Genomic DNA, 24,900 nt, shown 5'->3' with positions numbered 1-24,900 from the left:
TGTCCAGAAACGTTCACCGGGCCGTGCCGGGCCCAGACGACGACCGGCGGCGTTGGAGTCGGGCCTGGATACAACACCGGTATCCAGGCCCGACTCCGCCTTGCCGGACCGCCGCCTGGACCTCGCCGCGACACCGCCAACGTTCCTGGACACCGCACTAGCGGTGCAAGTTTGGACCCTAGTACGCGCCGGCGGCGGGCGGTAGCGGACCGACCTGCCGCTCGTACGTATGCGACAGGCCGTCGATGAGCGCATCCAGGCCGAGCGCGAACGCGCCCTCGTCCACCTGCTGCTGGTGCTCGGGGAGCCGGTGCGCCTGGGTGAGGTGCGGGTACTGCTCGGCGTACAGGCCCGGATCCTCGACGAAGCCACGGGCGAACGAGCCCAGCGCCGAGCCCGCCACGAAGTACCGCATCAGCGCGCCGATGTGGGTGGCCCGGGCCGGCGGCCAGCCGGCGTCGACGAGCCCGCCGTACACCGCGTCGGCCATGGCGAGCGCGGCCGGGCGGCGTCCCGGCCCGCGGGCCAGGTACGGGACGATGTTCGGGTGCGCGGCCAGCGCGGCCCGGTAGGACAGACCCCAGCGGCGCAACGCCTCCCGCCAGTCGACCTTCCCGAAGAACGACACGTCCACCTGCGACGTGACGCTGTCCGCGACCGCGTCCAGGATCTCGTCCTTGGTGGCGAAGTGGTTGTAGAGCGACGGCCCGCGTACGCCGAGTTCGGCGGCGAGCCGCCGGGTGGAGAAGGCCTCCAATCCCTCGGCGTCGACCAGCGCGGCGGCGGCCTCGATGATCCGCTGCCGGCTGAGCAGCGCCTGCCGCGGCCGGGGCATCGCGTGCCCTCCTCCTTCGCTCGGTTCACCGGGTGGGTCGCCGGCCGGGTGCGGGTCGCCGGCTCTCCGGCGGTCCGCCGGAGACTCTGCCACAACCGGGTCTGGACGGAATTTAACTTGCAGCGCTAGTTTAAGCCTCATGGACCTGCGTCTCTCCGCCGAGCAGGCGGCGGTCCGCCGGCTCGCCGCCGAGTTCGTCGACCGCGAGGTGCGACCACACGCGGCGGAGTGGGACCGGAGCGAGGCGGTCGACCCCGCGATCGTGGCGCTCCTCGGCGAACTCGGCTTCCTCGGCCTGACCATCCCCGAGGCCGACGGGGGCTCCGGCGGCGACCATCTCTCGTACTGCCTGGTGCTGGAGGAACTGGGGCGTGGCGACTCCGCCGTGCGGGGCATCGTCTCCGTGTCGCTCGGCCTGGTGGCCAAGTCGATCGCCGCGCACGGCACCGCCGAGCAGCGGGCACGCTGGCTGCCCGAGCTCTGCTCCGGCGCCGCCCTCGGCTGTTTCGCCCTGACCGAACCGGACAGCGGGTCCGACGCCGCCGCGCTCGCCACCCGGGCCGTACGCGACGGGGACGACTGGCTGCTCACCGGCACGAAGACGTTCATCACCAACGGCACCACCGCAGACGTCGCGCTGGTCTTCGCCCGCACCGGTGGCCCGGGCCACCGCGGCATCACCGCGTTCCTGGTGCCCACCGACAGCCCCGGCCTGGACCGCCGCGAGATCCACGGCAAGCTGGGCCTGCGCGGGCAGGCCACCGGGGAGCTGCGCCTCGACGGGGTACGCGTACCCGACGCGGCCCGCCTCGGCGACGAGGGCACCGGATTCCGCCTCGCGCTCGGCACGCTCGCCAAGGGACGGATGTCGGTCGCCGCCGGCTGCGTCGGCATCGCCCAGGGGTGCCTGGACGCGGCGGTCAGCTACGCCGGGCAACGCACCCAGTTCGGCAAGTCGATCGCCGGCCACCAACTGGTGCAGCAACTGCTCGCCGCCATCGCGGTCGACACCGCCGCGGCCCGGCTGCTCGTCTGGCAGGTGGCCGACCTCATCGACCGCGGGCAGCCGTTCGCCACCGAGGTGTCCATGGCCAAGCTCTTCGCCAGCGAGGCCGCCGTACGCGCCGCCAACAACGCCGTGCAGGTGTTCGGCGGGTACGGCTACATCGACGAGTACCCGGTCGGCAAGTACCTGCGCGACGCCCGCGTCGCCACCCTCTACGAGGGCACCAGCCAGATCCAGCAACTGCTCATCGGCCGCGCGCTCACCGGTGTGAACGCCTTCTGATCGCGCGCAGGCACGCGTACACCCATCCCACCACCCCGGAGGAACCATGGACTTCGCGCTATCCGACGAGCAGCGGGCCATCCGTGACACGGCCCGCGACTTCATCACCCGGGAGGTCGTGCCGCTGGAGCAGGAGCTATTGCGGCGGGAACGGGCGCACCGGCCCGGGCTCGAGCGCGGCGAGCTGCGCGAGCTGCAGCTGAAGGCGCGCAAGTTCGGCTTCTGGGGCCTCGCCACGCCGGAGGAGTACGGCGGGATGGACCTGCCGGCGGTCACCCAGTCGCTGATCTGGACCGAGATCGGCCGCTCGTTCGTGCCGTTCCGCTTCGGCGGCGAGGCGGACAACATCCTGTTCTACTGCAACGAGGAGCAGAAGCGGGAGTACCTGCTGCCCACCATCGAGGGGGAGCGGTTCAGCTGCTTCGCCATCACCGAACCCGGTGCCGGCTCCGACGCGGCCAACATCAAGCTCAGCGCCCGGCGCGACGGTGGCGACTGGGTGCTCAACGGCGAGAAGACGTTCATCACCGGCGGAAACGAGGCCGACTTCGCCATCGTCATCGCGGTCACCGACCCGGAGAGGGGCGCCCGGCGTGGTGGCGCCACCGCGTTCCTGGTCGACCGGGAGATGAGCTGGCGTTCCGAGTTCATCCAGACGATGGGGGAGGGCGGCCCGGCATCACTGGTCTTCGACGACGTGCGGGTGCCCGATCGCAACATCCTCGGTGAGCCGGGGCAGGGCTTCACGCTCGGCATGGAGTGGATCGGCAAGGGTCGCTACACGATCCCTTCGCACGCGGTGGGCATCGCCGAGCGGGCGCTGGGGATGGCGATCGCGTACGCCAACACGCGCGAGACGTTCGGCCGCCCGATCGGCGAGAACCAGGCGATCCAGTGGATGATCGCCGACTCGGAGACGGAGCTTGAGGCGGCCCGCCTGCTCATCCTGCGGGCCGCGTGGACCGTCGACCAGGGCCTGGACCCGCGGCACGCCTCCTCGATGGCGAAGCTCTACGGCGCCGGCATGGTCAACCGGGTGGTGGATCGCGTCATGCAGATCCACGGCGGCATGGGCTACACCCGCGAGCTGCCCATCGAGCGGTGGTACCGGCAGGTCCGGCTGTACCGGATCTTCGAGGGCACCGACGAGATGCAGCGGCTGATCATCTCCCGTGACCTGCTGCGCGGCTACACGAAGCTGGGAGGGCAGCTGGCATGAGGACCTTCGACTCCATCGACGACCTGGCCGCGGCGGTCGGCGAGACCCTCGGTCCCGGCCCGTGGCAGCCGATCGACCAGAAGCGCGTCGACCTGTTCGCCGACGCCACCGACGACCACCAGTGGATCCACGTCGACCCGGAGCGGGCCGCGACCGGCCCGTTCGGCGGTACCGTCGCGCACGGCTACCTCACCCTGTCGCTGCTGCCCGCGCTGGCCGGCGCGCTCTACCGGGTGCGGGGCGTCGGGATGGGTGTCAACTACGGGCTGAACCGGGTGCGGTTCCCCGCCCCGCTGCGGGTCGGCAGCTCCGTGCGGGCCAGCGCCACCATCGCCGAGGTGTCGGTGGTGGACGGTGGCGTGCAGATGGTCAACGTGGTCACCGTCGAGACCGACGCGGGCGGCAAGCCGGTCTGCGTCGCCGAGACGGTCAGCCGCCTCTACCGGGCGGTGGCCCGGTGACCGCCCTCTCGCTCGCCATGGTGCTCGCCGAGTCGGCCCGCCGGCACGCCGACACCGTCGCCGTGGTCGACGGCGAGGCGCGGGTGACGTACGCCGAGCTGTGGCTGGAGGCGCGCAGCTACGCCGCCGGGCTGCGGGAACTGGGCGTCGCCCCCGGCGACCCGGTGGCCCTGCTCGCCCCGAACGTGGTCGACTTCCCGCGCGTCTACTACGGCGCGCTCGCCGCGGGCGCGGTGCTGGTGCCGGTGCACCTGCTGCTCACTCCGGACGAGGCCACGCACGTGCTGCGGGACAGCGGGTCGAAGGTGCTGGTCTGCCACACCTCCCAGCTCGCGCTGGGCGCGGCCGCCGCGGCGGCTGCCGGCGTACGGCTGGTGACCGTCGGCCCGGCCGCGCCCGGTGCCGAGGCGACCCGCCTGGAGGACGTGAGCGAGGCGGTGCCGCCACTGCCGACGTACCTGGGCCGCGAGGCCGAGGATCCGGCGGTGGTGCTCTACACCAGCGGCACGACCGGCGTGCCGAAGGGTGCCCTGCTCACCCACCTCAACCTCGTCCTCAACGCCACGGTCAACGTGTTCGACGCCAACGACGCGCGCGGCGACGACGTGGTGCTCGGCTGCCTGCCGCTGTTCCACAGCTTCGGCCAGACGGTGGCGATGAACGGCACGTTCCGCATCGGGGCGACCCTGGTGCTGCTCGCCCGCTTCACCGGGCCGGAGGCGATCGACCTGATGCTGCGCGAGGGGGTGAACGTCTTCCACGGCGTACCGACCATGTACGTGGCGCTGCTGGAGGCGGCCCGGGACCGGGACGACCTGCCCCGGCTGCGGCTCTGCGTCTCCGGCGGGGCGTCGCTGCCGGTCGCCGTCCTGGAACGCTTCCACGCCGCGTTCGACACGACCGTCTTCGAGGGGTACGGCCTGTCGGAGACCTCGCCCACGGCCACCACCAACCAACCGCACTTCGGCACCCGCGCCGGCACAGTCGGCCACCCGGTCTGGGGCGTGGAGGTGGAGATCGCCCGCGCCGAGCTCGACGACCGGATCGAGCTGCTCCCCGCCGGCGAACTCGGCGAGATCGTCATCCGTGGCCACAACGTCTTCGCCGGCTACCTCGGGCGACCCGAGGCGACCGCGGAGGCCGTGGTCGACGGCTGGTTCCGCAGCGGCGACCTGGGCCACAAGGACGCCGACGGGTTCGTCACGATCGTCGACCGGAAGAAGGACATGATCATCCGGGGTGGCTTCAACGTGTACCCCAGGGAGGTCGAGGAGGCCCTGGCCCGGCACCCGGCCGTCGGCCAGGTCGCGGTGATCGGCCTGCCCGACCCGCGCCACGGGGAGGAGGTCTGCGCGGTGGTGGTACCCCGCCCGGCGGCGGACGTGCCGAGCGAACAGGAGCTGATCGACTGGGCGCGGGAGCACCTCGGCCGGCACAAGTACCCCCGCCAGGTGCGCTACGTCGACGCCCTGCCGATCGGCCCGAGCCACAAGGTGCTCAAGCGCGAACTGCGGCGGACGATGACGCCGGAGTCGGTCGACTGACCTGCGGTCGATGGCGTGACGGTGGAGACGGTCGGCCCCGGCTCCGCCGTCCCGCGCCACGCGTCCTTGTCGCTACTGCCGGGCGGGCTCCGCCGCGAACTGGCTGCCGATGAGCGCCAGCAGGGCGTCGTGCGTCTCCCGATCCGCCGCGACGACGAGCCCGCCGACCCCGGTGTGCAGGGGCTCGCCCCGCAGGCCGGTCACCACGCAGCCGGCGGCCTCGCACAGGGCGATCCCACCGGCGAAGTGGACGCTGTCGCGCAGCTGGCCGTCGGTGACGTAGGCGGCCCGGCGGCCCGCTGCCACCCAGGCCACCGCCAGGGTGGTGGAGACCACGCGCGGGCGGAACCGCGCCACGAAGCCTCGGTCGGCCAGCAGCCGGACCGCCCGGAACGCGGGATCGTTCGGAAACGGCGGGTCGAGATTCACGTCGACCAGCCGTGACTCGGCCGTGGGCGTCAACTTCTCGTCGACGCCGTCGCGACGAACGTACGCGCCCGTGCCGTCGGTCCAGAACACCTCAGCGGCGAACGGATCGGCCGAGGCCGCCACCGTGACGCCGACGCGCGTGCGCAGGGCGACGTTCACCGCCACCAGCATGTTGCGCACGGCGTAGTTCAGCGTCCCGCACAACGGGTCGACGAGCCACCGGCGCTCCGCGCCGTCGGACCCCGTCCGTCCACTCTCCTCCCCGGTCACGGCGTCGTCCGGCCTGGCGTCGCGAAGAACGGCGATGATCGCGCGTTCGGCTTCGATGTCCGCAGCCGTGGCGAAGTCACCGCCGGATTTGTCGACGCGCGCCAGCGACGCGCCGTACTTCGCCCGTACGACGGCGGCCCCTGCTTCCGCCGCCGCTATCGCGAGCTCTCCGTCCTCAATCAGCATCCGCCCACGATAGAGATCACGCGATAGAGATCACGCACGGGAAGCCGGTCGGCGCGCCGTGGAGCGCACCAGCGCCCAGTGGGTCGGTCCCGGCCCGGCCGGGCGGCTCGCGGCTAGCGGTGGTCCTCGTCGGCCGGGATGATCGACTCCCGTTGCTCCAGTACGTCCGCCGGGTTGGCGTCCTCGGGTAGGTAGCTGAGCGAATCCTGCTCGCCGGCCGGCGGCGCGCCCTGCTCGGCGACGTCGGCCTCGGTGACCTCGAGCGGTGGCGTGGTGGGGGTGACGTCCTGCTCCGAGTCGTCCACCACCGTCTGCCGCTGCTCCAAGGCGTCCGCCTCGGGTGCTTCGCTCAGCGGGTCGTCCGCGTTGACGGTCATCTCGTATCCCCTCCAGCCGGGCCTTCTCTCCCTTAGTTCCCCGATCGCGCGCCGGAAACCCGGGCACCGGGGGTGAAACGGAACCGGAGCCGGGTACGCGCCGGCCATGCCCGAGGGTCACCTGATCCACCGGTACGCGCGGGAGCAGCACGCGGCCCTCGCCGGAACCGTGCCGACCCTCACCAGCCCGCAGGGCCGCTTCGACCCGGGACCGTACGTGGGGTGCACGCTCCAGGCGGTCGAGGCGTACGGCAAGCACCTGCTGTACCACTTCGACGACAGCCTGGCCCTGCACGTGCACCTCGGCATGCGTGGACTGTGGCTGCGTTACGACGACCCCACCGTCACGCCCCGCAAGGGGGTGCGGCTGCGGATCGCCACCGACGCGGTCGCGTACGACCTGATCGCGCCGATCCGGTGCGAGCCGTTACCGGGCGACGGTGAGCGGGCCCTGCGGGCCTCGCTCGGCCCGGACCCGCTGCGGGCCGACGCCGACGCCGACGAGGCGGTGCGCCGGCTGGCCACGGCCGGGGGCGCGGTCGGCGCGGCCGTGCTCGACCAGTCGCTCTGGGCGGGCATCGGCAACGCCTGGCGCGCCGAGCTGCTCTTCCTCGCCGGTCTCGACCCCGACGCCCGTCGGATCGGCGCGCCGGCCGCCCGGCGGCTCTGGGAACTCGCGGCGGAGTACCTGGCGCTCGGGCGGGACGCCGGTCAGGTGGTCAGTGACCCGACCGCGCCGGACGAGCGGTGGGTCTACAAGCGTGCGGCCTGCCGCCGGTGCGGCTCCCCGGTGCGTCGCTGGGAGTTGGGCGCTCGCACCGCGTACGCCTGCCCGGTCGACCAGCCGGCCGCGCCGCCGGGCTGACCTCGGCGGCCGCACCGGATTCTCGCCGGTGACGATCCCGCCTCGCACACCGTCGTCGTGTCGGCCTCGGCGAGCGGGAGCCGACCGCTCCGCCGTGCCGAACACCTACGCGGCGCCGGAAGCTAGCTGGTTGCGCAAGCTAGCTTGCACCGCTATCGTCCGGAACGTGATCTCAGGAGCGGCGTCCGCCGTCGTCCGCACGGCGCGGCGGTAGCGGCCGGGATGGACCAGGAGAGACGGGCGCAGTGGTTGCGCGGGGTGCTCGACCTCTGTGTGCTCGCGCTGGTCAGCCGGGGGGAGTCCTACGGCTACGAGCTGTCCCAGGCGTTGCGGACCCACGGGCTCGGCACCGTGCAGGGCGGCACCCTCTATCCGGTGCTGCTGCGGTTGCAGCGTTCCGGCCTGCTCAGCGCGCACTGGCGGGAGGGGCGGACCGGCCCGGCCCGCAAGTACTACCGGATCAGCCCGGCCGGCAGCGCCGCGCTGCGCGCGGCCACCACCGACTGGAACGCCTTCGCCCTGAGCGTCGGCGCGATACTGAGCGAGGAGCCGAAGCGGTGAACCACGACGACTGGCTCGCCGCCCTCACCGGCGAACTGCGCCGGCACGGGGTGGGGCCCGACCTGACCGGACACGTGGTCGCCGAGGCGGCCACTCACCTGGCCGAGAGCGGGGAGCCTCCGCTGCGGGTGTTCGGCCCGCCGGAGGCGTACGCGCGGGCGGTCGCCGACAGCCTCGGCGGGCCCGACCAGCGTCCGCCCCGGCGGCGGCCCGGCCCGGTGCGGCTCGCCGCGCAAGGCGTGACCAAGCGCTACCGGGGCCGGACCGTCCTCGACCGGGTGGACCTCACCGTACGGGCGGGGGAGATCGCCGCGGTCGTCGGCGCCAACGGGGCCGGTAAGAGCACCTTCCTGCGGATCTGTGCCGGCCTGCTGAGCCCGGACTCGGGCACCGTGCGCATCGACGGGACGCTCGGGTACTGCCCCCAGGACGGCGGTACCGCCGAGTTCCTCGACCCGGACGAGCACTTCGTGCTGGTCGGCGCGGGGCGGGGACTGAGCCGCCGCACGGCCCGCCGGGACGGCCGGGTGAAAGCCGCCGCCCTGGACTGGACGCCACCGGCCGGTACGCAGGCACGGCACCTCTCCGGTGGCACCCGCCAGAAACTGAACCTGGTGCTGGCCGGCCTGGGTGAGCCCGACGTGCTGCTGCTCGACGAGCCGTACCAGGGCTTCGACCGGGGTACCTACCTCGACTTCTGGCACGAGGTGTGGCGCTGGCGCGACGCGGGCAAGGCGATCGTGGTCGTCACCCACCTGCTCAACCAGCTCGACCGGGTCGACATCGTGCTCGACCTGACCGCCTCCCGGGAGCGCGTCGCATGACCAAGGTTCTGGTGGTTGCCGAGTCCGCGTTGCGTGAGCTGCTGCGCCGCCGATCGGTGCTGGTCATCCTGCTGCTGTTGCCGCTGGCCTTCTACCTCAGCCGCCGGGGCGACCATCTCGGCCAGTCGATCCGCTTCGTCTGCCTCGGCCTCGGTTGGGCGCTGAGCACCGCGGCCCTGTTCGCCGGCAGCGCGGCGCGCGGCATCGAACCCAGGTTGCGGCTCTCCGGCTACCGCAGCGCCCACCTGGTGTTCGGGCGGCTGCTCGCGCTCTGGACGGTCGGGGTGCTGCTCTCCATGCCGTACTACGTGCTCATCCTCGTCGACCAGCACGACGTCCGGTACGGCGCCATCGCCCTGATCATGGCGTTGACCGTGGTCGTGGCCGCACCGTTCGGGCTGCTGCTGAGCGCCGTGCTGCCGCGCGAACTGGAGGGCACGCTGGTGCTGCTCACGGTGGTCGGCCTGCAGATGGTGATGGACCCGGCGGACAGCGTCACCCGGGCACTGCCGTTCTGGTTCAGCCGGGAGATCGGCACGTACGCCATCGACCACACCGACGGTGGTTACCTGACGCGCGGGCTGACCCAGGGGATCGCGTTCGCGGTCGTCCTCACCCTGCTGGTGACGGTCGCCGCCGCTGTCCGGCTGCGCCAGCGCCGGCACCTGCGGTTCGCGTAGCCGGTGGTCATGGCCGGCCGAGTGCCAGCTCGTCGGCCCGATCGGTGAGCGCCCGGCGCTCCGCCGGCCCCTCGCTCATCGCGGCGGCGGCGCGGAAGAGGGCCACCGCCCGCGCTCGATCGCCCTGGCGGGCCGTCAGCTCCGCCTCGACGGCGAGCGCCGGCGGGTAGCCGTCCAGCGCGCCGCCGGCCTGTGCCTCCGACAGCAGGGCCAGACCGGCCGCCGGTCCGTACGCGTAGCCGTGCGCCACGGCGCGGTTGAGCCGTACGACCGGCGTGGGTTGCCTCTCGGCGAGCCGGTCGTACCAGCCGGCGATGGCCGTCCAGTCCGTCTCCGCGCTGCTGCGGACCGTGGCGTGGCAGGCCGCGATGTGCGCCTGGACGGCGTACGGGCCGTCATGCCCGGCTCGGGACAGCGCGTCGAGACCCTCGGCCACGGCAGCGTGGTCCCAGCGGGAGCGGTCCTGCCGGTCGAGGGTGAGCAAAGTACCCGCGGCGCCGCGACGGGCGTCGCGGCGGGAGTGCTGGAACAGGAACAGCGCGAGCAGCCCGGAGACCTCCGGCTGGCCGGGCAGCAACCGCTCGACCAGCCGAGCCAGTCGGATCGCCTCGTCGGCGAACGCCGGCTCGCCGTCGGCGTCGTAGCCCCGGGTGAAGAGCAGGTAGAGCACGGCCAGCACGCCGGGTAGCCGCTCGACCAGCGCTCGCCCGGCCGGCACCCGGTATGGGATGCCGGCCTGGGCGATCTTCGCCTTGGCCCGGGTCAGCCTGCGGGTCATCGTCGACTCGGTGACCAGGAAGGCTCGCGCGATGTCGGCGGTGGCCACCCCGCAGACGGTCCGCAGGGTGAGTGCGACCCGCGCCTCCATCGCCAGTGCCGGATGGCAGCAGGTGAAGATGAGCCGCAGCCGGTCGTCCACCACATCCTCCGCACCGTTGCCCGGTGGCGTGGTTCCCCGCTCGGCGAGCCGCGCCAGTTCGCTCAGCTTGCGACGTTCGACGTCGGCGCGCCGCAGCACGTCGACGGCCCGGTTCCGGGCGACTGTCATGAGCCAGCCGCCCGGATTCGCGGGCACACCGTCCCGGGGCCAGCGCTCGACCGCCAGCGCCAGCGCATCCTGGGCACAGTCCTCGGCGAGCGTCCAGTCGCCGGTGACCCGGATCAGCGCGGCCACGATCCGCGCGAACGACTCCTGGCCCGCCGTGGCGACCGCCCGGGACGTGTCCGACACGGATCAGGCGTTCGAGTCGAAGAACGGTCGCAGCTCGATCCGGCCCTCGTACGCCATCGGGTGGCTACGGGCCACGTCGATCGCCTCGTCCAGGTCGGCGCACTCCAGCAGGTCGAATCCCACGATCACCTCCCTGGTCTCGGCGAACGGGCCGTCGCTGAGCAGCAGCTCACCTCCGCGGACGCGGACCGTGGTGGCCGCGGTCGGCGGTGCGAGCCGGTCGCCCATCAGCCGTTGGCCGTTCGCGTCGCGCTCGGCCACCCACTTCTCGACGTCGGGCGCCGCGGTCGGGTCGGCGTCCGGCTCGGTGTCGGTGCAGACGAACATCAGGTACTTCATCGCTCACTCCTCGGTGGGTTGCCTTCACCAGGGTGACGAACGGGCCGGCCCGTTCCGGACAACGCCCGGAAGAAGATTTCTCGACGGTCAGCCGTGGGTACGCCCCAGCAGCTCGATGATCTCGGTGGTGGTGCCGGTCTCGCCGAGCCGGGGGAAGATCCGTTCGACGCTGTTGCGGTGCCCCTCGGCGTCGAGGTCGGTCATCGCGTCGGTGGCGAGGGTGACGTGGTAGCCGTGTTCGTGCGCGGCCCGGGCCGTCGACTCCACGCCGATGCTGGTGGCGATGCCGCCGAGCACGATCTGGGTCACGCCCCGCCGGCGCAGCTGCAGGTCGAGGTCGGTGCCGTAGAAGGCGCCCCAGTTCCGCTTGGTGACCACGATGTCGCCCGGGTGGCCGCCGAGCTCGTCGACGAGCACGTCCCAACCCTCGGGGCGGGTGCCGCCGGCCGGCCCGCCGTCGGTGCGGCCCGGGGCGGCGTCCGCCCCGTCGGGAGCGGTCGTGACGCGGACCAGCACCACGGGAGCGCCGTGCGCGCGGAAGGCGTCGGCCAGCTGCACCCCGCGGGCGACGATCTCCGCCGCCGGGTAGGGGGCGGTGGGCGCGGCGACGATGCCGCGCTGGAGGTCGATGAGGACGAGCGCGGTACGCGGGTCGAGTGTGGTGATTGCCATCAGGTGTTCCTTTCGGTTCGGTGACTCGGCCGGTGCGGCGGCCGGGCTTCCCACGGATCCGGGCCGGCGTGGATCAGGCGGGTGCCGTCGAATCGGTGGGCGTGCCGATCCGGCGCAGCGAGCGGTCCACCAGGACCACGAGCAGCAGCAGCACGGCGCTGGTGAGCATCACGAGCGCCAGCGCGTGCAGCCCGGCGGTGTCGGCGCCGGGGCCGAAGGTCGCCGCGCTGGCGGCGGCCGCCACCATCGCGCCGAGGTAGGTGAAGGTGCGCAGCAGCCCGGCCGAGGATCCGATGCGGGCCGGGTCGGCCTGGTGGTAGAGGGCGTTCTGGTTGGCCAGCCCGAGCAGCCCCTGCGGTACACCGGCCAGCATCGCGACGACGACCAGCAGCCAGGTGCCGCTGGCGGGACCCACCACGAGCAGCAGGCCACAGGCGGCGAGCTGCGTGCCGGCGCCGACCAGCAGCTTCCCACGTACGCCGCGCCGGCGGCCGGTCAACGCCGAGACCGCGATCGCGGTCAGGAAGAGCGGCAGCAGGATGAGCCCGGCCGTCGAGGCGGACAGCCCCCGTCCCTCCTCGAGCCACTGGGTGTAGCCGTAGAGCCAGGCGTACGACACGGTGAAGGTGAGCAGGTTGCGGGCGTACGTGGCGATCAGCGGCAGGTTCCCGCCGAGTACCCGCAGGTCGAGGAACGGGTCGGCGGTGCGCAGTTCTCGTACGACCAGCCCGGCACCGGCGGCCACGGCGACCGGGAGCAGCCAGAGGTACCCCGCCCGGGGGTTCATCAGGAGCAGCAGCACCGCGCTCAGCAGTCCGGCGAAGAGCGTCATGCCCGGCAGGTCGAGCCCGCCGCCCGGCGTGGTCGGGGCGGTCCGCGGCATCCGCAGGGCGCCGAGGATCAGGCAGGCCGCCGAGAGCGGGATGTTGACCGCGAAGATGGTGTGCCAACCGCCGAGCCCGATCAGCAGCCCACCGAGGGTGGGCCCGACCGCGGAGACGGTCTGCGCGGAGATAGCCAGCGCGGTGAGTACGCCACCCGGGTTGTCCTGCCCGGTGCGCCGCGACTCGTGCCGCAGCAGGGACATGGCGGCCGGGTAGCCGGCACAGGTGCCGATCCCGAGCAGCACCCGGGCGGCCACCAGGACCCCCAACGACGGCGCGACGGTGCCGAGCACTCCGGCGATGCCGGTGAGCGCCGTGCCGACGAGGTAGAGCCGGCGCGGTCCGTACCTGTCGACGAGCCGCCCGACGACGGGCTGCCCGACTGCGGTGGCGAGGTAGAGCGCCGAGACCAGCCAGGCGGTGCGCGACGGGGGCGCGCCGAACGCGGCCCCGATCGGGATCAGCGCCACGGCGATCATCGACGAGTTGATCGGGTTCAGCACCGCGCCGAGGATCATCGGCGCGATGAGGCGGCGGTCGAAGCCGGCGGGGCGGCGGTCGGTGGCCTTCGCCGGCTCCGGGCTGATGGCGCGAGCGGTCACGATCCGGTCAGGCGGTCGAGCAGGGCCAGCGCCTCGACGAGGGTGTGGCGCTCGGCGTCGGTGTACCGCTCCTGGAGGGCGCGTGCCAGCCACTCCTCGCGGGCCTGCCGGTCGCCCGCCACGCGGGCCTGGCCGGCGGGGGTCAGCGACACGAGTTGTCGCCGGCCGTCGGTGGGATCGGGCGTACGGTCCACCAGCCCCTGCTCGGTCAGCGGGGCGAGGATCGCCGCCATCGACTGCGGCCGGACGCGCTCGGCGGCGGCCAGTTCGCTCGCGGACGCCGGTCCGCTCGTCGCGAGGCGACTGAGCACGGAGACCTGGGAAGGGGTCAGCCCGTTGCGGTCGGCGACCTCGCGCAGTTGGCGACGGAGCCGGCCGAACACCACTCGTAGCTCGTGCGCGGCGCGCACCGCTTCGGTGGAGATCTCCGGCCTGGTGGTCACCGGTCAACCGTAGAACCATCAGCTGCGACTGAACAGTTCAGGCTGAAGACTGTGAGGCGTGGAACAGCGGACCCGTCAGCCGGCGGAGTGGGCGGCGGGGGTGCCCGCCGCGGGCCCGAACGCGGTGAGGAAACGGTCACGGAAGGCGTCCATCCGCCAGACCGGGGCTGCCGGACCGGGGCGCAGGCCCTCCTGCCAGCCCCAGTCCGAGATCCGGTTGAACACGGCCGGATCCCGGGCGACGATGGTGATCGGCACGTCCCGGCTCGCGTCCGGCCCGGTCACCACCGGCGCCGGCTGGTGATCACCGAGGAAGACCAGCACCAGGTTGTCGTCGCCGTACGTCTCGACGTACGAGATCAGCGTGTCCAGCGAGTACGCGATCGCCCGCCGGTAGCCGGCCCGGGCCGCATCCGGTGGGCTCTGCACGCGGTTCGAGGCCTGCGCGAAGACCGAGCCGTCGCCGACGTCGTCCCAGCCGATGAGCCGGGGCACCGCCGTCCAGGGCGAGTGGCTGGAGATCAGCGGGATCTCCGCCATCACCGGTGGCCGGTCCGCCCCGGCGCGCTCGACGCGCTGGAACTGCGCCAGCGTGTACTGGTCGGGCATGGGGGCGTACGCGAACTTCGTGCCGCGGTAGCCGAGCGCGGCCGAGTCGTAGTAGCCGTCGTAGCCGAAGAACGCCCCCTCCGGCCAGGGCTGGGTGGTGGCGGGCATCACCCCGACCGTCCGCCAGCCGGCCCGCCGGAACGCGCCGTTGAGGGTGAGCCGGTCGCTGGCGAGCAGCGCCCGGTGGCGTTGCTCGTTGTCGGTCCAGAGACCGGACAGCAGCGTGTCGTGCGCCAGCCAGCTGCCGCCGCCCGCGGTGGGGGAGGTGAGGAAGCCGCTGCGCGCCGCGTACCCCTGCGCCCGCAGCCGGCCGTACCCGGCGTCGAGCACCGGATCGACCTCCGACGCGAGCCCCGGATCCTCGATCGCGCTGCGCCCGTAGCTCTCCACGAACGTGAAGACCACGTCCTTGCCCCGCAGCCCGGTGAGCAGCTGGTCGCCGGGGACGTCCCGGAACCGGTCGGCGGTGATCTCGCCGGCGAAGGCGCCCCGGTCGCGCAACCGCTCCCGTACCTGCGCCGCGTGCGCCCCCACCACCGTGCTCGTGCCCGAGTCGGCCACCGGCACGCCGAACGCGGCGCACGCCACCCACGCCACGGTCAGCGCGGCGACCGTGCGGGTAGCGGCTCGGTCGTGCCTCACCACCGCGCGGGCCACCCGTCGCACCGCGAACGTCATGGACAGCAGCAGGGCGGCGGCGAGCAGCGCCACACCGACCGCGGCGCCGACCGCGCCCGCCCGGCCCGCCGCGTCCCGCACGAACCCGAACGCGTCGTCCAGCAGCGCCCAGTCCAGCACCAGGTCGAACGGCCGGGCCAGCGTCGCGTAGAAGCCGAGGTCGGCGACCTTCAGCACGGCCAGCACGCCCAGCAGCGGGCCGGCCACCAGCGCGGCCACCCGCCGCCCGCGCGGCGGCAGGGCGAGCAGCAGGGCGAGGCCGAGCAGCCCTTCCAGCGGAATGCGCAGGACCGAGCCGGCGGTGACCCGGTCGGCGGGGTCCGGCGCGACCAGCACCGCGAAGAGCAGCAGGCCGGCGAGCGCGGTGAGCGCGCCGGAGGCGAGCCGCCGCCATCGCGGCCGGGTGCCGGCGCCGTCGTGCGGGTCCACTCCGGCGGGGGTACGTTCCGCGGCCGCCCGCGACGGCGTCACCGCGTCCACCCGCCGGCGCGGGACCCGGCCAGCGCCGGCGTTCGGGCCGACGGGTCGTCCGGGCGAGGCTGCGCGGGCAGCGGCGGGCGCGGGCCGGGACGCAGCGGGCGGTGCCGCCACAACCAGATCACGTCCCGGCCGAACGACTCGACGAGCAGGGCCAGCGCCAACACGATCAGCAGCGTGGCCGGCCTTCCCGGCAGCACGCCGGCCGCGGTCAGCACGACGCCCTGGGTGGCCGCGACCACCTTGCGCCAGTGCCGCGGCGGCAGCGTCCCCCGCAGCCACGGCAGCGCCCAGCCGGCGGCGACGAACGCGTACCGCATCCCGCCGACGGCGAGCACCCACAGCCCGGCGTACGGGGCGACGTGCACGCTGAGCACGAGCAGCAGGAACGAGTCGACCTCCATGTCGAAGCGTGCCCCGAGCGCGCTGGCGGTACCGGTGCGGCGGGCCACCCGCCCGTCCACGGCGTCCAGCAGCAGCGCCACCGCGGTGAGGGTCGCCAGCAGCCCGACCGGCGCGGGCCGGCCGATCGTGTCCGCGACCAGCGCGGTCACCGCGCCGACCAGCACCGACCGGCTGAGCGTGACCCGGTCGGCCGGGCCCAGCCGGTCGGTCCCGGCGCGGCGCATCGCCCGGGTGAGCACGACAAAGCTCAGGACCCCGTGGCCGGCACCGGCCAGCCAGCCGAGGCTGCCCAGCCCGACCGTCGCGGCCAGCGTGGTGAGCAGGACGATCTGGGCGATCAGGCCGGCCATGGGGCCAGTTCGAACCGTTCGCACCGTGCCTCCGTGTTTATGATCGACGCCCCTGCCAGGGGACACGGAATTGGTGGCCGTTCGGTTCGACCGGCCGCGCAGTGAGGAGCAGCCGATGACCCGTGAGGCCCACGCATTCTGGCTCGGTACGCCCGGGCACGGCGAGATCCGCCCGGTGCGGCTGCCCGATCCCGGCCCGGACGAGGTGTTTGTGCGTACGCGTTGCTCCGGGGTGAGCCGGGGCACCGAGACACTGGTCTTCGCCGGTCGGGTGCCGGCCGACCAGTACGCCGTGATGCGTGCCCCGTTCCAGGAGGGCGAATTCCCGGCGCCGGTGAAGTACGGCTACCTCAACGTCGGCGTCGTCGAGGAGGGCCCGGCCGACCTTCGGGGCCGCACGGTGTTCTGCCTGTACCCGCACCAGACCGCGTACGTGGTGCCGGCCTCGGCGGTGGTCCCGGTGCCTGACGGGGTGCCGCCCGGGCGGGCGGTGCTGGCCGGCACGGTGGAGACTGCGGTGAACGCGCTCTGGGATGCCCCGCCGCTGGTCGGTGACCGGGTCACCGTGGTGGGCGCCGGCATGGTCGGTTGCTGCGTGGCGGCCCTGCTCGCCCGCTTCCCCGGCGTCCGGGTCGAACTCGTCGACACCGATCCCGGCCGGGCCGGCGTCGCCGAAGCGCTCGGCGTGGACTTCGTGTCGCCGCAGCGGGCGAGCGGCGGACGCGATCTCGTGGTCCATGCCAGCGCCACCGCGGCCGGGCTGCAACGTTCGCTGGAGCTGCTCCGGACTGAAGGCACGGTCGTGGAGCTGAGCTGGTACGGCGACCGTCCCGTCGAGGTGTCGCTCGGCGGGGTCTTTCACAGCGGACGGTTGACCGTCCGGGGCAGTCAGGTGGGCATGGTCGCGCCGGCCCGGCGGGGGAGTCGCTCGTACGCCGACCGGCTGGCGCTCGCCCTGGACCTGCTGGCCGACCCCGTGTTCGACGCCCTGATCACCGGCACCTCCCGTTTCGCGGAGCTACCGGACGTGCTGGGCCGCCTGACCTCGGGCGAGTTGCCCGCCCTCTGCCATCTGATCACCTACGACGAGGAGTGATTCCGTGTTCAGTGTGACCGTGCGTGATCACATGATGATCGCCCACAGCTTCCGCGGGGAGGTCTTCGGTCCCGCGCAGCGCCTGCACGGCGCGACGTTCGTGGTGGATGCGACGTTCCGCCGCGCCGAGCTGGACGGGGACGGCATCGTGGTGGACATCGGCCTGGCCACCGACCAGCTCAAGGCGGTCCTCGGCGAGCTCACCTACCGGAACCTGGACGACGAGCCCGCCTTCGCCGGGGTGAACACGACCACCGAGGTGCTCGCCCGGACGATCGCCGACCGGCTCGTCGAGCGGGTGCACGCCGGCCAGCTCGGTGCGGGCGCGCGCCACCTGGCCGGCATCACCGTCACCCTGCACGAGTCGCACGTGGCGTGGGCCAGCTACGAGCGGGCTCTGTGAGCGCGAGGAGTGAGCTTGCGAGCCCCGCAGTCGCGAACGGAAGGCCGGCTCTGTGAGCGCGAGGAGTGAGCTTGCGAGCCCCGCAGTCGCGAACGGAAGGCTGGCTGTGTGAGGACCTGGCAGGTCACCGCCGAGGGGGGCACCAGGGGCGGCGGTGAGGTGCATGTCGTGCTGCCGAACGATATCGACGATCCGGGCTCGCCGAGCGGTGGGAACCACTACGACCGGCGGGTCTGCCGGGGCCTGGCCGAGCAGGGCTGGACGGTACGCGAACACGCGGTGGCGGGGCAGTGGCCCCGGCCGGACCGGTCCGCCCGGGCGGTGCTCGCCGGGGTGCTCGCGGCGCTGCCGGACGGCGCGGTCGTCCTGATCGACGGCCTGGTCGCCTCGGCGACGCCCGACGTGCTGGCGCCGTACGCCGATCGGCTGCGTCTCGTCGTCCTGGTGCACATGCCGCTGGACGACGAGACCGAGGCGCGGGCCCTCGCCTCTGCGCGGGCGGTGGTGGCGACCAGCGGCTGGACGCGGGACCGGCTGCTCGACCGGTACGACCTGCCCGCCGGCCGGGTGCACGTGGCCGAGCCCGGGGTGGATCCGGCGACGCCGGCCACCGGCAGTGGCAGCGGTGGTGCGCTGCTCTGCGTGGCCGCGGTCACCGCCACGAAGGGGCACGACGTGCTGGCCCGGGCGCTGGCGCAGGTCGACGACCTGCCGTGGACGTGCGTCTGCGTGGGCGCGCTGACCCGGGATCCCGGGTTCGTCGCCGACCTGCGGGCGCAGCTGACCGCCACCGGGCTCACCGACCGGGTCGAGCTGGCCGGCCCGTGGACGGGGACCCGGCTCGACGCCGCGTACGCCGCCGCGGATCTGCTCGTTCTTCCGTCCCGCGCGGAGACGTACGGCATGGTGGTCACGGAGGCGCTGGCCCGCGGTGTCCCGGTACTGGGCACCGCGGTGGGCGGTCTGCCCGCCACGCTGGGCCGGGCGCCCGGCGGTGAGCTGCCGGGCCTGCTGGTCCCGCCGGACGACCCGGCGGCGCTGGCGGCCGCGCTGCGGCGCTGGCTGAGCGACGCCGATCTGCGGGGCCGGCTCGGCCGCGCGGCACGGGACCGGCGGAACACGCTCACCGGCTGGCCGGTGACGGCGTCGAAGCTCGCGACGGTGTTGACGGGGGTGACCGGGTGAGCACCGACGTGCTGCTGCCCTTCCCGGCGTGGCTCGGGCTGCGGGAGGCCGCCGACTCGGTGGCCCGTGCCACCGAGCTGGTCGACGCGGTCCGCGAGCGGATGCCCGCCCGGCCCCTGATGATTCACGACCTGGGCAGCGGCACCGGCTCGATGCTGCGCTGGCTCGCCCCGCGCCTGCCCGGCCCGCAGCACTGGACCCTGTACGACCGCGACCCGGATCTGCTGTCCCTGGCCGTCGCCGGTGCGGCCGCCGGAGCCGCCCCGGCCGTGCGGACGGCCACCGCCGCTCCGACCGTCGACCCGGCCGCCAACGGCGCGGGTGCCCTGACGGCAGCCGTCCCGGTCCCGGTCACGGCCGCCGACGGCAGCCCGGTCACCGTGACGACCCGGTGTGCCGACCTGACCCGGCTCACCGCCGCCGACCTCGCCGGAGCCGACCTGGTCACCGCCTCCGCGCTGCTCGACATGCTCACCGCCGACGAGATCGAAAAGGTGGTGGCCGCCTGCGCCGGTCGCCCGACCCTCTTCATGATCTCGGTCGTCGGCCAGGTGCGGCTCACCCCGCCGGACCCGCTCGACGCGGAGATCGCCGAGGCGTTCAACGAGCACCAGCGCCGCCGGGTCGGCGACCGGCGGCTGCTCGGGCCGGACGCGGTCACCGCCACCATCGAGGCGTTCACCCGGCACGGCGTACCCGTCCGGACCCGGCCCAGCCCATGGCGGCTCGGCGCGGAGCAGGCGGAGCTGACCGCCGAGTGGTTCCGTGGCTGGCTCGCGGCGGCCTGCGAGCAGCGCCCCGACCTGGCGGACCGGTCGGCCGGGTACGCCCGACGCCGGCTCGCCGAGGCTGCCGCCGGCCGGCTCGGCGTGGTGGTCGAGCACGAGGACGTGCTCGCCGGCTGAACCGTCCGGGCCCGCCGCCCGTGCCTGTCAGAGAGGACGATCTTTCGATGGGAGGTCGGCGCGGATGTTCTGGTCGTGGGTGCGGGCGCTCGGCGGGATCGGGCTGCTCGGCGTACTGGTGTGGCAGGTGGGCAGCGGCCCGTTCCTCGACGGCCTGGCCCTGATCGACGGCCCGGCGCTGGCGCTGGCTCTCGCGATCGGCGCGGTCACCACGGTCTGCGGCGCGTGGCGTTGGACCCTGGTCGCCGACGGGCTGGGCGTACGGCTTCCGCTGCGCACCGCCGTGGCCCACTGCTACCGGGCGGTGTTCCTCAATGCGACGCTGCCCGGCGGGGTGCTCGGTGACGTGCACCGGGCGGTGCGGCACGGACGGGACGCGGGGGACGTCGGGCGCGGCGTACGCGCCGTGGTGTGGGAGCGCACCGCCGGTCAGGTCGTCCAGGTGGTCCTCGCGGTGGTGCTGCTCGCCGCCTTCCCGTCGCCGGTGCGGCCGTACCTGCCGGTGGTGGTCGGGCTGCTGGTGGCGGGCGCGCTCGTCGTGGCGCTGGCGGCCCGGGTGGTGCCCCGCGCCGGACGGTCCCGCTGGGCGAGGGCGGTGGGCGCGGTGGCCGGCGATCTTCGGGCGGTACTGCTCGCCCGACGCACCCGGCTGGGCGTGCTGCTCTCCTCCGCGGTCATGGTCGCGGGACACCTGGGGACGTTCCTGCTCGCGGCGCGTACCGCCGGGGCCACCGCGCCGCTGTCCCGGCTGCTGCCGCTGACGCTGCTCGCGCTGCTGGCGATGGGGTTGCCGTTGAACGTCGCCGGCTTCGGCCCCCGGGAGGGAGTCGCCGCCTGGGCCTTCGGCGCGGCCGGCCTGACCGCCGCCCAGGGGGTGGCGACCGCGACGGTGTACGGGGCCCTGGTACTGGTTGCGAGCCTGCCGGGCGCCGCGGTGCTGCTGCATCGGCGGATGCGTAAGCCGCTCGCGCTCGGCCGGCGGATCCCGCCGCTCTTGGGACGGCGGGAAGCTGCGCAGCGTGGTTGAGTGTTGAAAGGGTGCCGGTAGGCGCGGCCGGGCGGGCCGCGCCGGACGTAAGGAGCCACATGTCGGAAGCACTCCCTGTCGCGACGATCCGCACCCAGGTCACCGTTCCGCTGCGGTTTCCGGACGGGTACGCCACCAGCGCCCGCGTCTTCACCTTCAAGGGGCTGGTCGACGGTCGGGAGCACCTGGCGTTCGGGCTGGGCGACTGGGCGGGAGCGCTGGACCGGTACGCCGCCGGCGGGCCGGCGCCGCTGGTGCGCCCGCACAGCGAGTGCCTGACCGGGGACGTGTTCGGCAGCCAGCGCTGTGACTGTGGCCCGCAGCTGCGCGAGGCGGTCGAGCGGATCGCCGAGGCCGGCGGTTTCCTGCTCTACCTGCGTCAGGAGGGCCGGGGGATCGGGCTGTACGCGAAGCTCGACGCGTACGCGTTGCAGGACGCCGGGCTGGACACGTACGAGGCGAATGTGGCGCTGGGCCACGGCGAGGACGAGCGTGACTACAGCGCCGCCGCGCAGATGCTCGCCACCCTCGGGGTGCCGGCCATCGTGCTGCTGAGCAGCAACCCGGAGAAGGCCCTCCAACTCGACCGGCTGGGCGTGACGGTGACCGAGCGGGTGCCGACCGGGCTGTACCTCTCCCCGGCCAACGCCGACTACCTCGCGGCGAAGGCCAGCCGCGCGGCGCGCACCCCCGACCTCCCGGCCGTCCGGTGACCGCCGGGCCGGTCCGGCCGTACGTGCTGCTGAGCTGCGCGGCCTCCATCGACGGCTACATCGACGACGCCACCGACCAGCGACTGCTGCTCTCCAACGAGGACGACTTCGACCGGATCGACGAGGTACGGGCCGGCTGCGACGCCATCCTCGTCGGGGCGGGCACGGTCCGGCGCGACGACCCGCGGCTGCTGGTCCGCTCGGCGAGACGACGGGACGAACGGGTGGCGGCCGGGCAGCCCGCCACACCAGTCAAGGTGACCATCACGGCCAGTGGGGACCTGGACCCGACCGCCCGCTTCTTCACGACGGGGGAGACCGAGCGGTTCGTCTTCTGCGCCTCGGGCGCGCTGGAGAAGACCCGGGAACGGATCGGTCGGCTGGCCCTCGTGCTCGACGGTGGCGAGCCGCTGGACCTCGCGGCGATGCTCACCGACCTGGCCGCCCGGGGCGTACGCCGGTTGATGGTCGAAGGCGGTGGAAGCGTGCACGCGCAGTTCCTCGCGGCCGGGCTCGTGGACGAGCTGCACCTGGTCGTCGCGCCGTTCTTCGTCGGCGACTGCCGGGCGCCGCGGTTCGTGTCCGACGGCCGGTACCCCTGGCACCCGGGTCGTCGTGCCGCCGTGGCGGAGGTCCGCCAGATCGGGGACGTGGTGCTGGTCCGCTACGCCCTCTCCGACCGGTGCCCGTGCTGATCGGGCGCGTTCCGGCCGGCGGGCTGCGATGCGGGGAACGGGACCTCCCGCACCTGCGGACGCAGTAGGTTGTAACCAGTCCCCGCCTCGTCGGTGGCTGTCGCGGCGACACCCGGCGTGCGGATCCCGGCGCGTGGTCCACGAGGGCCAGGCAACCGATCGGGACGTCCCACTGAAATGACGCCGCAGGTGTGCGCAAGGTGCGGTGACCGAGCCAGGGAGGCCACGATGCCGGGTGCCCGGAACAGCGCGGCGAGCATCGAGAACATGGACATGAAGCTCGAGGTCATGATCCTGCCGGTCACGGATGTGGACCGCGCGAAGGAGTTCTACGGCCGCCTCGGGTGGCGGCTCGACCAGACCCCGCCCGGCATCGTCCAGTTGACGCCACACGGCTCCGGGTGCTCGGTCCAGTTCGGCCCGGACCTCAACCCGGCGGCACCCGGTTCCGCCATGAACTACCTGGTCGTCTCCGACCTCGAAGCGGCCCGGAGCGCCCTGGTCGGCGCCGGTGTGGACGTTGGCGAGATCGTCCACATGACCCCGCAGGGCCCGGTCAGCGGTCCGGATCCCGAAGGCCGTAGCTACTTCTCACGCGCCACCTTCAAGGATCCCGACGGCAACACCTGGCTGGTGCAGGAGATCACGACCCGGCTTCCGGGGCGGGTCGAGGCCGAGGAGACGTCGTTCGCCTCCGCGAGCGACCTGGCGAGCGCGCTTCGTCGCGCGGAGGCCGCCCACGGCGAGCACGAGAAGCGCACCGGCACGACGGACCCGGACTGGCCCGGCTGGTACGCGCAGTACATGGTGAGCGAGCAGGCGGGCACCGAACTGCCCCAGTGAGCTTCCGCGCCCGCTTCTGCCGGGACTCAGCTCCGCACCAACGCCAGGATGCTCAGCCCGAACATCAGGACGCCCAGGGGAAGATGGACCGACGGTACGTGCGCGATGCCGAGCACGACCTGGGCCGAGGCGAGGGCGAGGAAGCCGGACGCCTGCCAGACGGGCCGCGGTGAGCCGCCACCCGGCTTCCAGGCCAGCACCGCCGCCAGCAGGTACAGCATGGACGCGCCGTACATCACCCGGGCTCCGGCACTGTGCAGCGTCTCCCCGTAGGACGAGGTCAGCAGCAGGCCCGCGGAGACCGCCTGCGCGAAGATGGTCAGGGTCTGCACGACGACCGCGATCTGCAGAAATGAGAGGCGGTGCGCTGCCGTCGCCTGAGTTGCCATGCCACAGTCCTCTTTTCCGCCCGAAGGCGCCGGATCGATAAGGTCTCACCGATCCGACGAGACGGGACTGCGAAAGGTAAGGGCGAGGAGGCGGTCGGGAAGATGGGGGCGGCCGGGACGAGCACCGATGAGATAGCTGGCGAGCGGCGTCAACTGATCAATGTCGCCTACCGGTTACTCGGTTCACTTGCCGAGTCCGAGGACGCCGTGCACGAGGCCTACGCGCGCTGGTACGCGCTGCCACGAAGCCGGCAGGACGAGATCGTGAACACCGGGGCCTGGCTGACGACGGTGACCTGTCGCATCTGCCTGGACGTGCTCGGCTCGGCGCGGGTCCGGCGTGAACGCTATGTCGGCGCGTGGTTGCCCGATCCGCTGCCCGATCAGGCCGAGTGGGACCAGGTCCGGGGCGCCGACCCCGCCGACCAGATAGTCCTGGACGAATCGGTGGCCATGGCCCTGCTTGTCGTGCTGGAGTCGGTGACACCTGCCGAGCGGGTGGCGTTCGTGCTGCACGACGTCTTCCGGTACCCGTTCGCCGAGATCGCGGACATCGTCGGCCGGACCCCTGCGGCCTGCAAGCAGCTCGCGGCCTCCGCCCGGCGGCGGGTGCGCCTCGCGCGGGCGCCACTGCCGGCGGCGGCCGGGCGGGTCGACGCGGTGCGGCAGGTCAAACAGGCCTGGGAGGCAAGGGACATCGCGGCCCTCGTCGAGCTTCTCGACCCGTCCGCCGTGATGACCGCCGACGGCGGGGGCTTGGTCGGCACCGCCCTGCGCCCGATCGAGGGCCGCACGCGCATCGCCCAGTACCTGGTCGCCATCGCCGACAAGGCTCCGGGACTCGAACTCCTGGTGCGGTCGGTGAACGGTGTGCCGGGCCTGGTGGCCCAGCGTGCCGGCGTCGTGATGACCGTGGCCTCGCTCGACGTGGTCGACGGCCGCGTCATCCGGATCTGGGCGGTCCGCAATCCGGAGAAGCTGCGACCGTGGGTGCGAGACGGCCGGCTGTACTGACTGTGAGGCTGGCGGGGTCGGTCCCGCAGGTGGTGGGCTGATGGTCGGCGGCAGCGGACGTGACTCTTGTTCTGACTGGCTTCGTGCCTTTGGCCGGACTTGTCCGTCTGTTGCTGCCGGCGCCGGCCCGGCGGGAGACGTTTGGCCTGATCAGGAGCTTGACCGCCAGTTAGCGGCTGGCGTGTCTCATCACAGTCCTGCCATCTCCGCACCGGACCGGACCCTTGCGTCCCCACGGTGAGGAGAGAACGCATGTCCATGCTGGCAGATCTGGTCGAGGTCGTCATCGGCGTCGACACGCACAAAGACACCCACACCGCCGCGCTGCTCGACACCCGCACCGGCGGGGTGCTGGCACGGGTCACGGTGAACACGGACCCGGACGGCTATGCCGAGTTGGT

General features: G+C 73.4%; 26 protein-coding genes and 1 pseudogene. 17 read left to right on the top strand and 10 right to left on the bottom strand.

The window, feature by feature from the left end:
• Window positions 1-178: 178 nt before the first annotated feature.
• Window positions 179-835, bottom strand: coding sequence for a TetR/AcrR family transcriptional regulator (locus tag BXA10_RS08135; RefSeq protein ID WP_076469382.1), 657 nt, complete (start codon window positions 833-835; stop codon window positions 179-181).
• 139 nt (window positions 836-974) lie between these two features.
• Here BXA10_RS08135 and BXA10_RS08130 point away from each other — a divergent pair, with 139 nt between their 5' ends.
• The 4 genes from BXA10_RS08130 to BXA10_RS08115 are packed head-to-tail and all read left to right on the top strand — an operon-like array spanning window position 975 to window position 5,347.
• Window positions 975-2,123, top strand: coding sequence for an acyl-CoA dehydrogenase family protein (locus BXA10_RS08130; protein ID WP_076469380.1), 1,149 nt, complete (start codon window positions 975-977; stop codon window positions 2,121-2,123).
• Window positions 2,124-2,169: 46 nt separating this feature from the next.
• A complete protein-coding gene (locus tag BXA10_RS08125; RefSeq protein WP_076469378.1) occupies window positions 2,170-3,342 on the top strand; it encodes an acyl-CoA dehydrogenase family protein in 1,173 nt (390 codons plus the stop codon).
• Window positions 3,339-3,803 (top strand): MaoC family dehydratase, encoded by a 465-nt coding sequence (locus tag BXA10_RS08120; protein ID WP_076469375.1) that lies wholly within the window; start codon window positions 3,339-3,341, stop codon window positions 3,801-3,803. The genes BXA10_RS08125 and BXA10_RS08120 overlap by 4 nt, the downstream gene beginning before the upstream one ends.
• Window positions 3,800-5,347 carry a long-chain-fatty-acid--CoA ligase gene (locus tag BXA10_RS08115; RefSeq protein ID WP_076469373.1) on the top strand — a complete coding sequence of 516 codons (1,548 nt, stop codon included), beginning with the start codon at window positions 3,800-3,802 and terminating at the stop codon, window positions 5,345-5,347. Before BXA10_RS08120 ends, BXA10_RS08115 begins: the two co-directional genes overlap by 4 nt.
• 72 nt (window positions 5,348-5,419) lie before the next feature.
• Here the strand turns inward: BXA10_RS08115 and BXA10_RS08110 are convergent, their stop codons facing one another.
• Together BXA10_RS08110 and BXA10_RS08105 are read right to left on the bottom strand one after the other, a co-directional pair.
• Window positions 5,420-6,232 (bottom strand): inositol monophosphatase family protein, encoded by an 813-nt coding sequence (locus BXA10_RS08110; RefSeq protein ID WP_076469371.1) that lies wholly within the window; start codon window positions 6,230-6,232, stop codon window positions 5,420-5,422.
• Window positions 6,233-6,345: 113 nt separating this feature from the next.
• Window positions 6,346-6,609, bottom strand: a complete 264-nt coding sequence (locus BXA10_RS08105; protein ID WP_076469370.1) for a hypothetical protein — start codon at window positions 6,607-6,609, stop codon at window positions 6,346-6,348.
• 106 nt (window positions 6,610-6,715) lie between these two features.
• Between BXA10_RS08105 and BXA10_RS08100 the strand changes: the two genes are divergently transcribed.
• The 4 genes from BXA10_RS08100 (at window position 6,716) to BXA10_RS08085 (ending at window position 9,539) form a co-directional block, all read left to right on the top strand.
• Complete coding sequence (locus tag BXA10_RS08100) at window positions 6,716-7,474, top strand: DNA-formamidopyrimidine glycosylase family protein (RefSeq protein WP_076469369.1); 759 nt, start codon at window positions 6,716-6,718, stop codon at window positions 7,472-7,474.
• A gap of 222 nt (window positions 7,475-7,696) precedes the next feature.
• On the top strand, window positions 7,697-8,035 hold the full coding sequence (locus tag BXA10_RS08095; RefSeq protein WP_076469367.1) for a PadR family transcriptional regulator: 339 nt from the start codon (window positions 7,697-7,699) through the stop codon (window positions 8,033-8,035).
• The gene (locus BXA10_RS08090) at window positions 8,032-8,859 is read left to right on the top strand and encodes an ATP-binding cassette domain-containing protein (RefSeq protein ID WP_076469365.1); all 828 of its coding nucleotides are present in this window, start codon (window positions 8,032-8,034) and stop codon (window positions 8,857-8,859) included. The genes BXA10_RS08095 and BXA10_RS08090 overlap by 4 nt, the downstream gene beginning before the upstream one ends.
• A complete protein-coding gene (locus BXA10_RS08085; RefSeq protein WP_076469363.1) occupies window positions 8,856-9,539 on the top strand; it encodes an ABC transporter permease in 684 nt (227 codons plus the stop codon). The genes BXA10_RS08090 and BXA10_RS08085 overlap by 4 nt, the downstream gene beginning before the upstream one ends.
• Before the next feature lie 7 nt (window positions 9,540-9,546).
• Here the strand turns inward: BXA10_RS08085 and BXA10_RS08080 are convergent, their stop codons facing one another.
• The 6 genes and pseudogenes from BXA10_RS08080 to BXA10_RS08055 all read right to left on the bottom strand — a co-directional run.
• A complete protein-coding gene (locus BXA10_RS08080) occupies window positions 9,547-10,770 on the bottom strand; it encodes an RNA polymerase sigma factor (RefSeq protein WP_076469360.1) in 1,224 nt (407 codons plus the stop codon).
• Window positions 10,771-10,773: 3 nt separating this feature from the next.
• Complete coding sequence (locus BXA10_RS08075; protein WP_076469357.1) at window positions 10,774-11,109, bottom strand: YciI family protein; 336 nt, start codon at window positions 11,107-11,109, stop codon at window positions 10,774-10,776.
• An 87-nt stretch (window positions 11,110-11,196) separates the two neighbouring features.
• Complete coding sequence (locus BXA10_RS08070; protein ID WP_076469354.1) at window positions 11,197-11,781, bottom strand: hydrolase; 585 nt, start codon at window positions 11,779-11,781, stop codon at window positions 11,197-11,199.
• Between the two features lie 73 nt (window positions 11,782-11,854).
• Complete coding sequence (locus BXA10_RS08065; protein ID WP_076469352.1) at window positions 11,855-13,267, bottom strand: MFS transporter; 1,413 nt, start codon at window positions 13,265-13,267, stop codon at window positions 11,855-11,857.
• Window positions 13,264-13,710, bottom strand: a complete 447-nt coding sequence (locus tag BXA10_RS08060; RefSeq protein ID WP_245828168.1) for a MarR family winged helix-turn-helix transcriptional regulator — start codon at window positions 13,708-13,710, stop codon at window positions 13,264-13,266. The genes BXA10_RS08065 and BXA10_RS08060 overlap by 4 nt, the downstream gene beginning before the upstream one ends.
• A gap of 80 nt (window positions 13,711-13,790) precedes the next feature.
• Window positions 13,791-16,229, bottom strand: a pseudogene (locus BXA10_RS08055) (CDP-alcohol phosphatidyltransferase family protein); the annotation flags it as partial.
• Between the two features lie 115 nt (window positions 16,230-16,344).
• Between BXA10_RS08055 and BXA10_RS08045 the strand changes: the two are divergent.
• The 8 genes from BXA10_RS08045 (at window position 16,345) to BXA10_RS08010 (ending at window position 23,096) form a co-directional block, all read left to right on the top strand.
• Window positions 16,345-17,325: a zinc-dependent alcohol dehydrogenase gene (locus BXA10_RS08045; protein WP_076469926.1), complete on the top strand. Its 981-nt coding sequence runs from the start codon at window positions 16,345-16,347 to the stop codon at window positions 17,323-17,325.
• A gap of 4 nt (window positions 17,326-17,329) precedes the next feature.
• On the top strand, window positions 17,330-17,728 hold the full coding sequence (locus BXA10_RS08040) for a 6-pyruvoyl trahydropterin synthase family protein (RefSeq protein WP_076469346.1): 399 nt from the start codon (window positions 17,330-17,332) through the stop codon (window positions 17,726-17,728).
• Window positions 17,729-17,836: 108 nt separating this feature from the next.
• Window positions 17,837-18,913, top strand: a complete 1,077-nt coding sequence (locus BXA10_RS08035) for a glycosyltransferase family 4 protein (RefSeq protein WP_483869394.1) — start codon at window positions 17,837-17,839, stop codon at window positions 18,911-18,913.
• Complete coding sequence (locus BXA10_RS08030) at window positions 18,910-19,818, top strand: class I SAM-dependent methyltransferase (protein WP_076469344.1); 909 nt, start codon at window positions 18,910-18,912, stop codon at window positions 19,816-19,818. The genes BXA10_RS08035 and BXA10_RS08030 overlap by 4 nt, the downstream gene beginning before the upstream one ends.
• 64 nt (window positions 19,819-19,882) lie before the next feature.
• A complete protein-coding gene (locus BXA10_RS08025) occupies window positions 19,883-20,845 on the top strand; it encodes a lysylphosphatidylglycerol synthase domain-containing protein (protein WP_084752333.1) in 963 nt (320 codons plus the stop codon).
• 59 nt (window positions 20,846-20,904) lie between these two features.
• A complete protein-coding gene (locus BXA10_RS08020; protein ID WP_076469342.1) occupies window positions 20,905-21,558 on the top strand; it encodes a GTP cyclohydrolase II in 654 nt (217 codons plus the stop codon).
• Entirely contained in the window at window positions 21,555-22,253 is a 699-nt protein-coding gene (locus tag BXA10_RS08015) for a RibD family protein (RefSeq protein ID WP_076469340.1), read from the top strand. Before BXA10_RS08020 ends, BXA10_RS08015 begins: the two co-directional genes overlap by 4 nt.
• Before the next feature lie 228 nt (window positions 22,254-22,481).
• On the top strand, window positions 22,482-23,096 hold the full coding sequence (locus tag BXA10_RS08010) for a VOC family protein (protein WP_076469337.1): 615 nt from the start codon (window positions 22,482-22,484) through the stop codon (window positions 23,094-23,096).
• A gap of 26 nt (window positions 23,097-23,122) precedes the next feature.
• Here the strand turns inward: BXA10_RS08010 and BXA10_RS08005 are convergent, their stop codons facing one another.
• Entirely contained in the window at window positions 23,123-23,485 is a 363-nt protein-coding gene (locus BXA10_RS08005) for a hypothetical protein (RefSeq protein WP_076469334.1), read from the bottom strand.
• A 102-nt stretch (window positions 23,486-23,587) separates the two neighbouring features.
• On the opposite strand from BXA10_RS08005, the gene sigJ reads away from it, so the two are divergent.
• Window positions 23,588-24,499: an RNA polymerase sigma factor SigJ gene (gene sigJ / locus BXA10_RS08000; protein WP_076469332.1), complete on the top strand. Its 912-nt coding sequence runs from the start codon at window positions 23,588-23,590 to the stop codon at window positions 24,497-24,499.
• Window positions 24,500-24,900: the final 401 nt, after the last annotated feature.

Origin of the sequence: Micromonospora avicenniae, assembly GCF_900156065.1 — a bacterium.
Lineage (GTDB): Bacteria > Actinomycetota > Actinomycetes > Mycobacteriales > Micromonosporaceae > Micromonospora > Micromonospora avicenniae.
This window is presented reverse-complemented; position numbering and strand designations above follow the sequence as displayed.

Coding starts and splice junctions, on each gene's coding strand:
- BXA10_RS08125 (WP_076469378.1), top strand. CDS start 2,170: ATGGACTTCGCGCTATCCGACGAGCAGCGGGCCATCCGTGACACGGCC.
- BXA10_RS08085 (WP_076469363.1), top strand. CDS start 8,856: ATGACCAAGGTTCTGGTGGTTGCCGAGTCCGCGTTGCGTGAGCTGCTG.
- BXA10_RS08100 (WP_076469369.1), top strand. CDS start 6,716: ATGCCCGAGGGTCACCTGATCCACCGGTACGCGCGGGAGCAGCACGCG.
- BXA10_RS08120 (WP_076469375.1), top strand. CDS start 3,339: ATGAGGACCTTCGACTCCATCGACGACCTGGCCGCGGCGGTCGGCGAG.
- BXA10_RS08135 (WP_076469382.1), bottom strand. CDS start 835: ATGCCCCGGCCGCGGCAGGCGCTGCTCAGCCGGCAGCGGATCATCGAG.
- BXA10_RS08020 (WP_076469342.1), top strand. CDS start 20,905: ATGTCGGAAGCACTCCCTGTCGCGACGATCCGCACCCAGGTCACCGTT.
- BXA10_RS08070 (WP_076469354.1), bottom strand. CDS start 11,781: ATGGCAATCACCACACTCGACCCGCGTACCGCGCTCGTCCTCATCGAC.
- BXA10_RS08005 (WP_076469334.1), bottom strand. CDS start 23,485: ATGGCAACTCAGGCGACGGCAGCGCACCGCCTCTCATTTCTGCAGATC.
- BXA10_RS08045 (WP_076469926.1), top strand. CDS start 16,345: ATGACCCGTGAGGCCCACGCATTCTGGCTCGGTACGCCCGGGCACGGC.
- sigJ (WP_076469332.1), top strand. CDS start 23,588: ATGGGGGCGGCCGGGACGAGCACCGATGAGATAGCTGGCGAGCGGCGT.
- BXA10_RS08010 (WP_076469337.1), top strand. CDS start 22,482: ATGCCGGGTGCCCGGAACAGCGCGGCGAGCATCGAGAACATGGACATG.
- BXA10_RS08075 (WP_076469357.1), bottom strand. CDS start 11,109: ATGAAGTACCTGATGTTCGTCTGCACCGACACCGAGCCGGACGCCGAC.
- BXA10_RS08025 (WP_084752333.1), top strand. CDS start 19,883: ATGTTCTGGTCGTGGGTGCGGGCGCTCGGCGGGATCGGGCTGCTCGGC.
- BXA10_RS08105 (WP_076469370.1), bottom strand. CDS start 6,609: ATGACCGTCAACGCGGACGACCCGCTGAGCGAAGCACCCGAGGCGGAC.
- BXA10_RS08095 (WP_076469367.1), top strand. CDS start 7,697: ATGGACCAGGAGAGACGGGCGCAGTGGTTGCGCGGGGTGCTCGACCTC.
- BXA10_RS08130 (WP_076469380.1), top strand. CDS start 975: ATGGACCTGCGTCTCTCCGCCGAGCAGGCGGCGGTCCGCCGGCTCGCC.
- BXA10_RS08110 (WP_076469371.1), bottom strand. CDS start 6,232: ATGCTGATTGAGGACGGAGAGCTCGCGATAGCGGCGGCGGAAGCAGGG.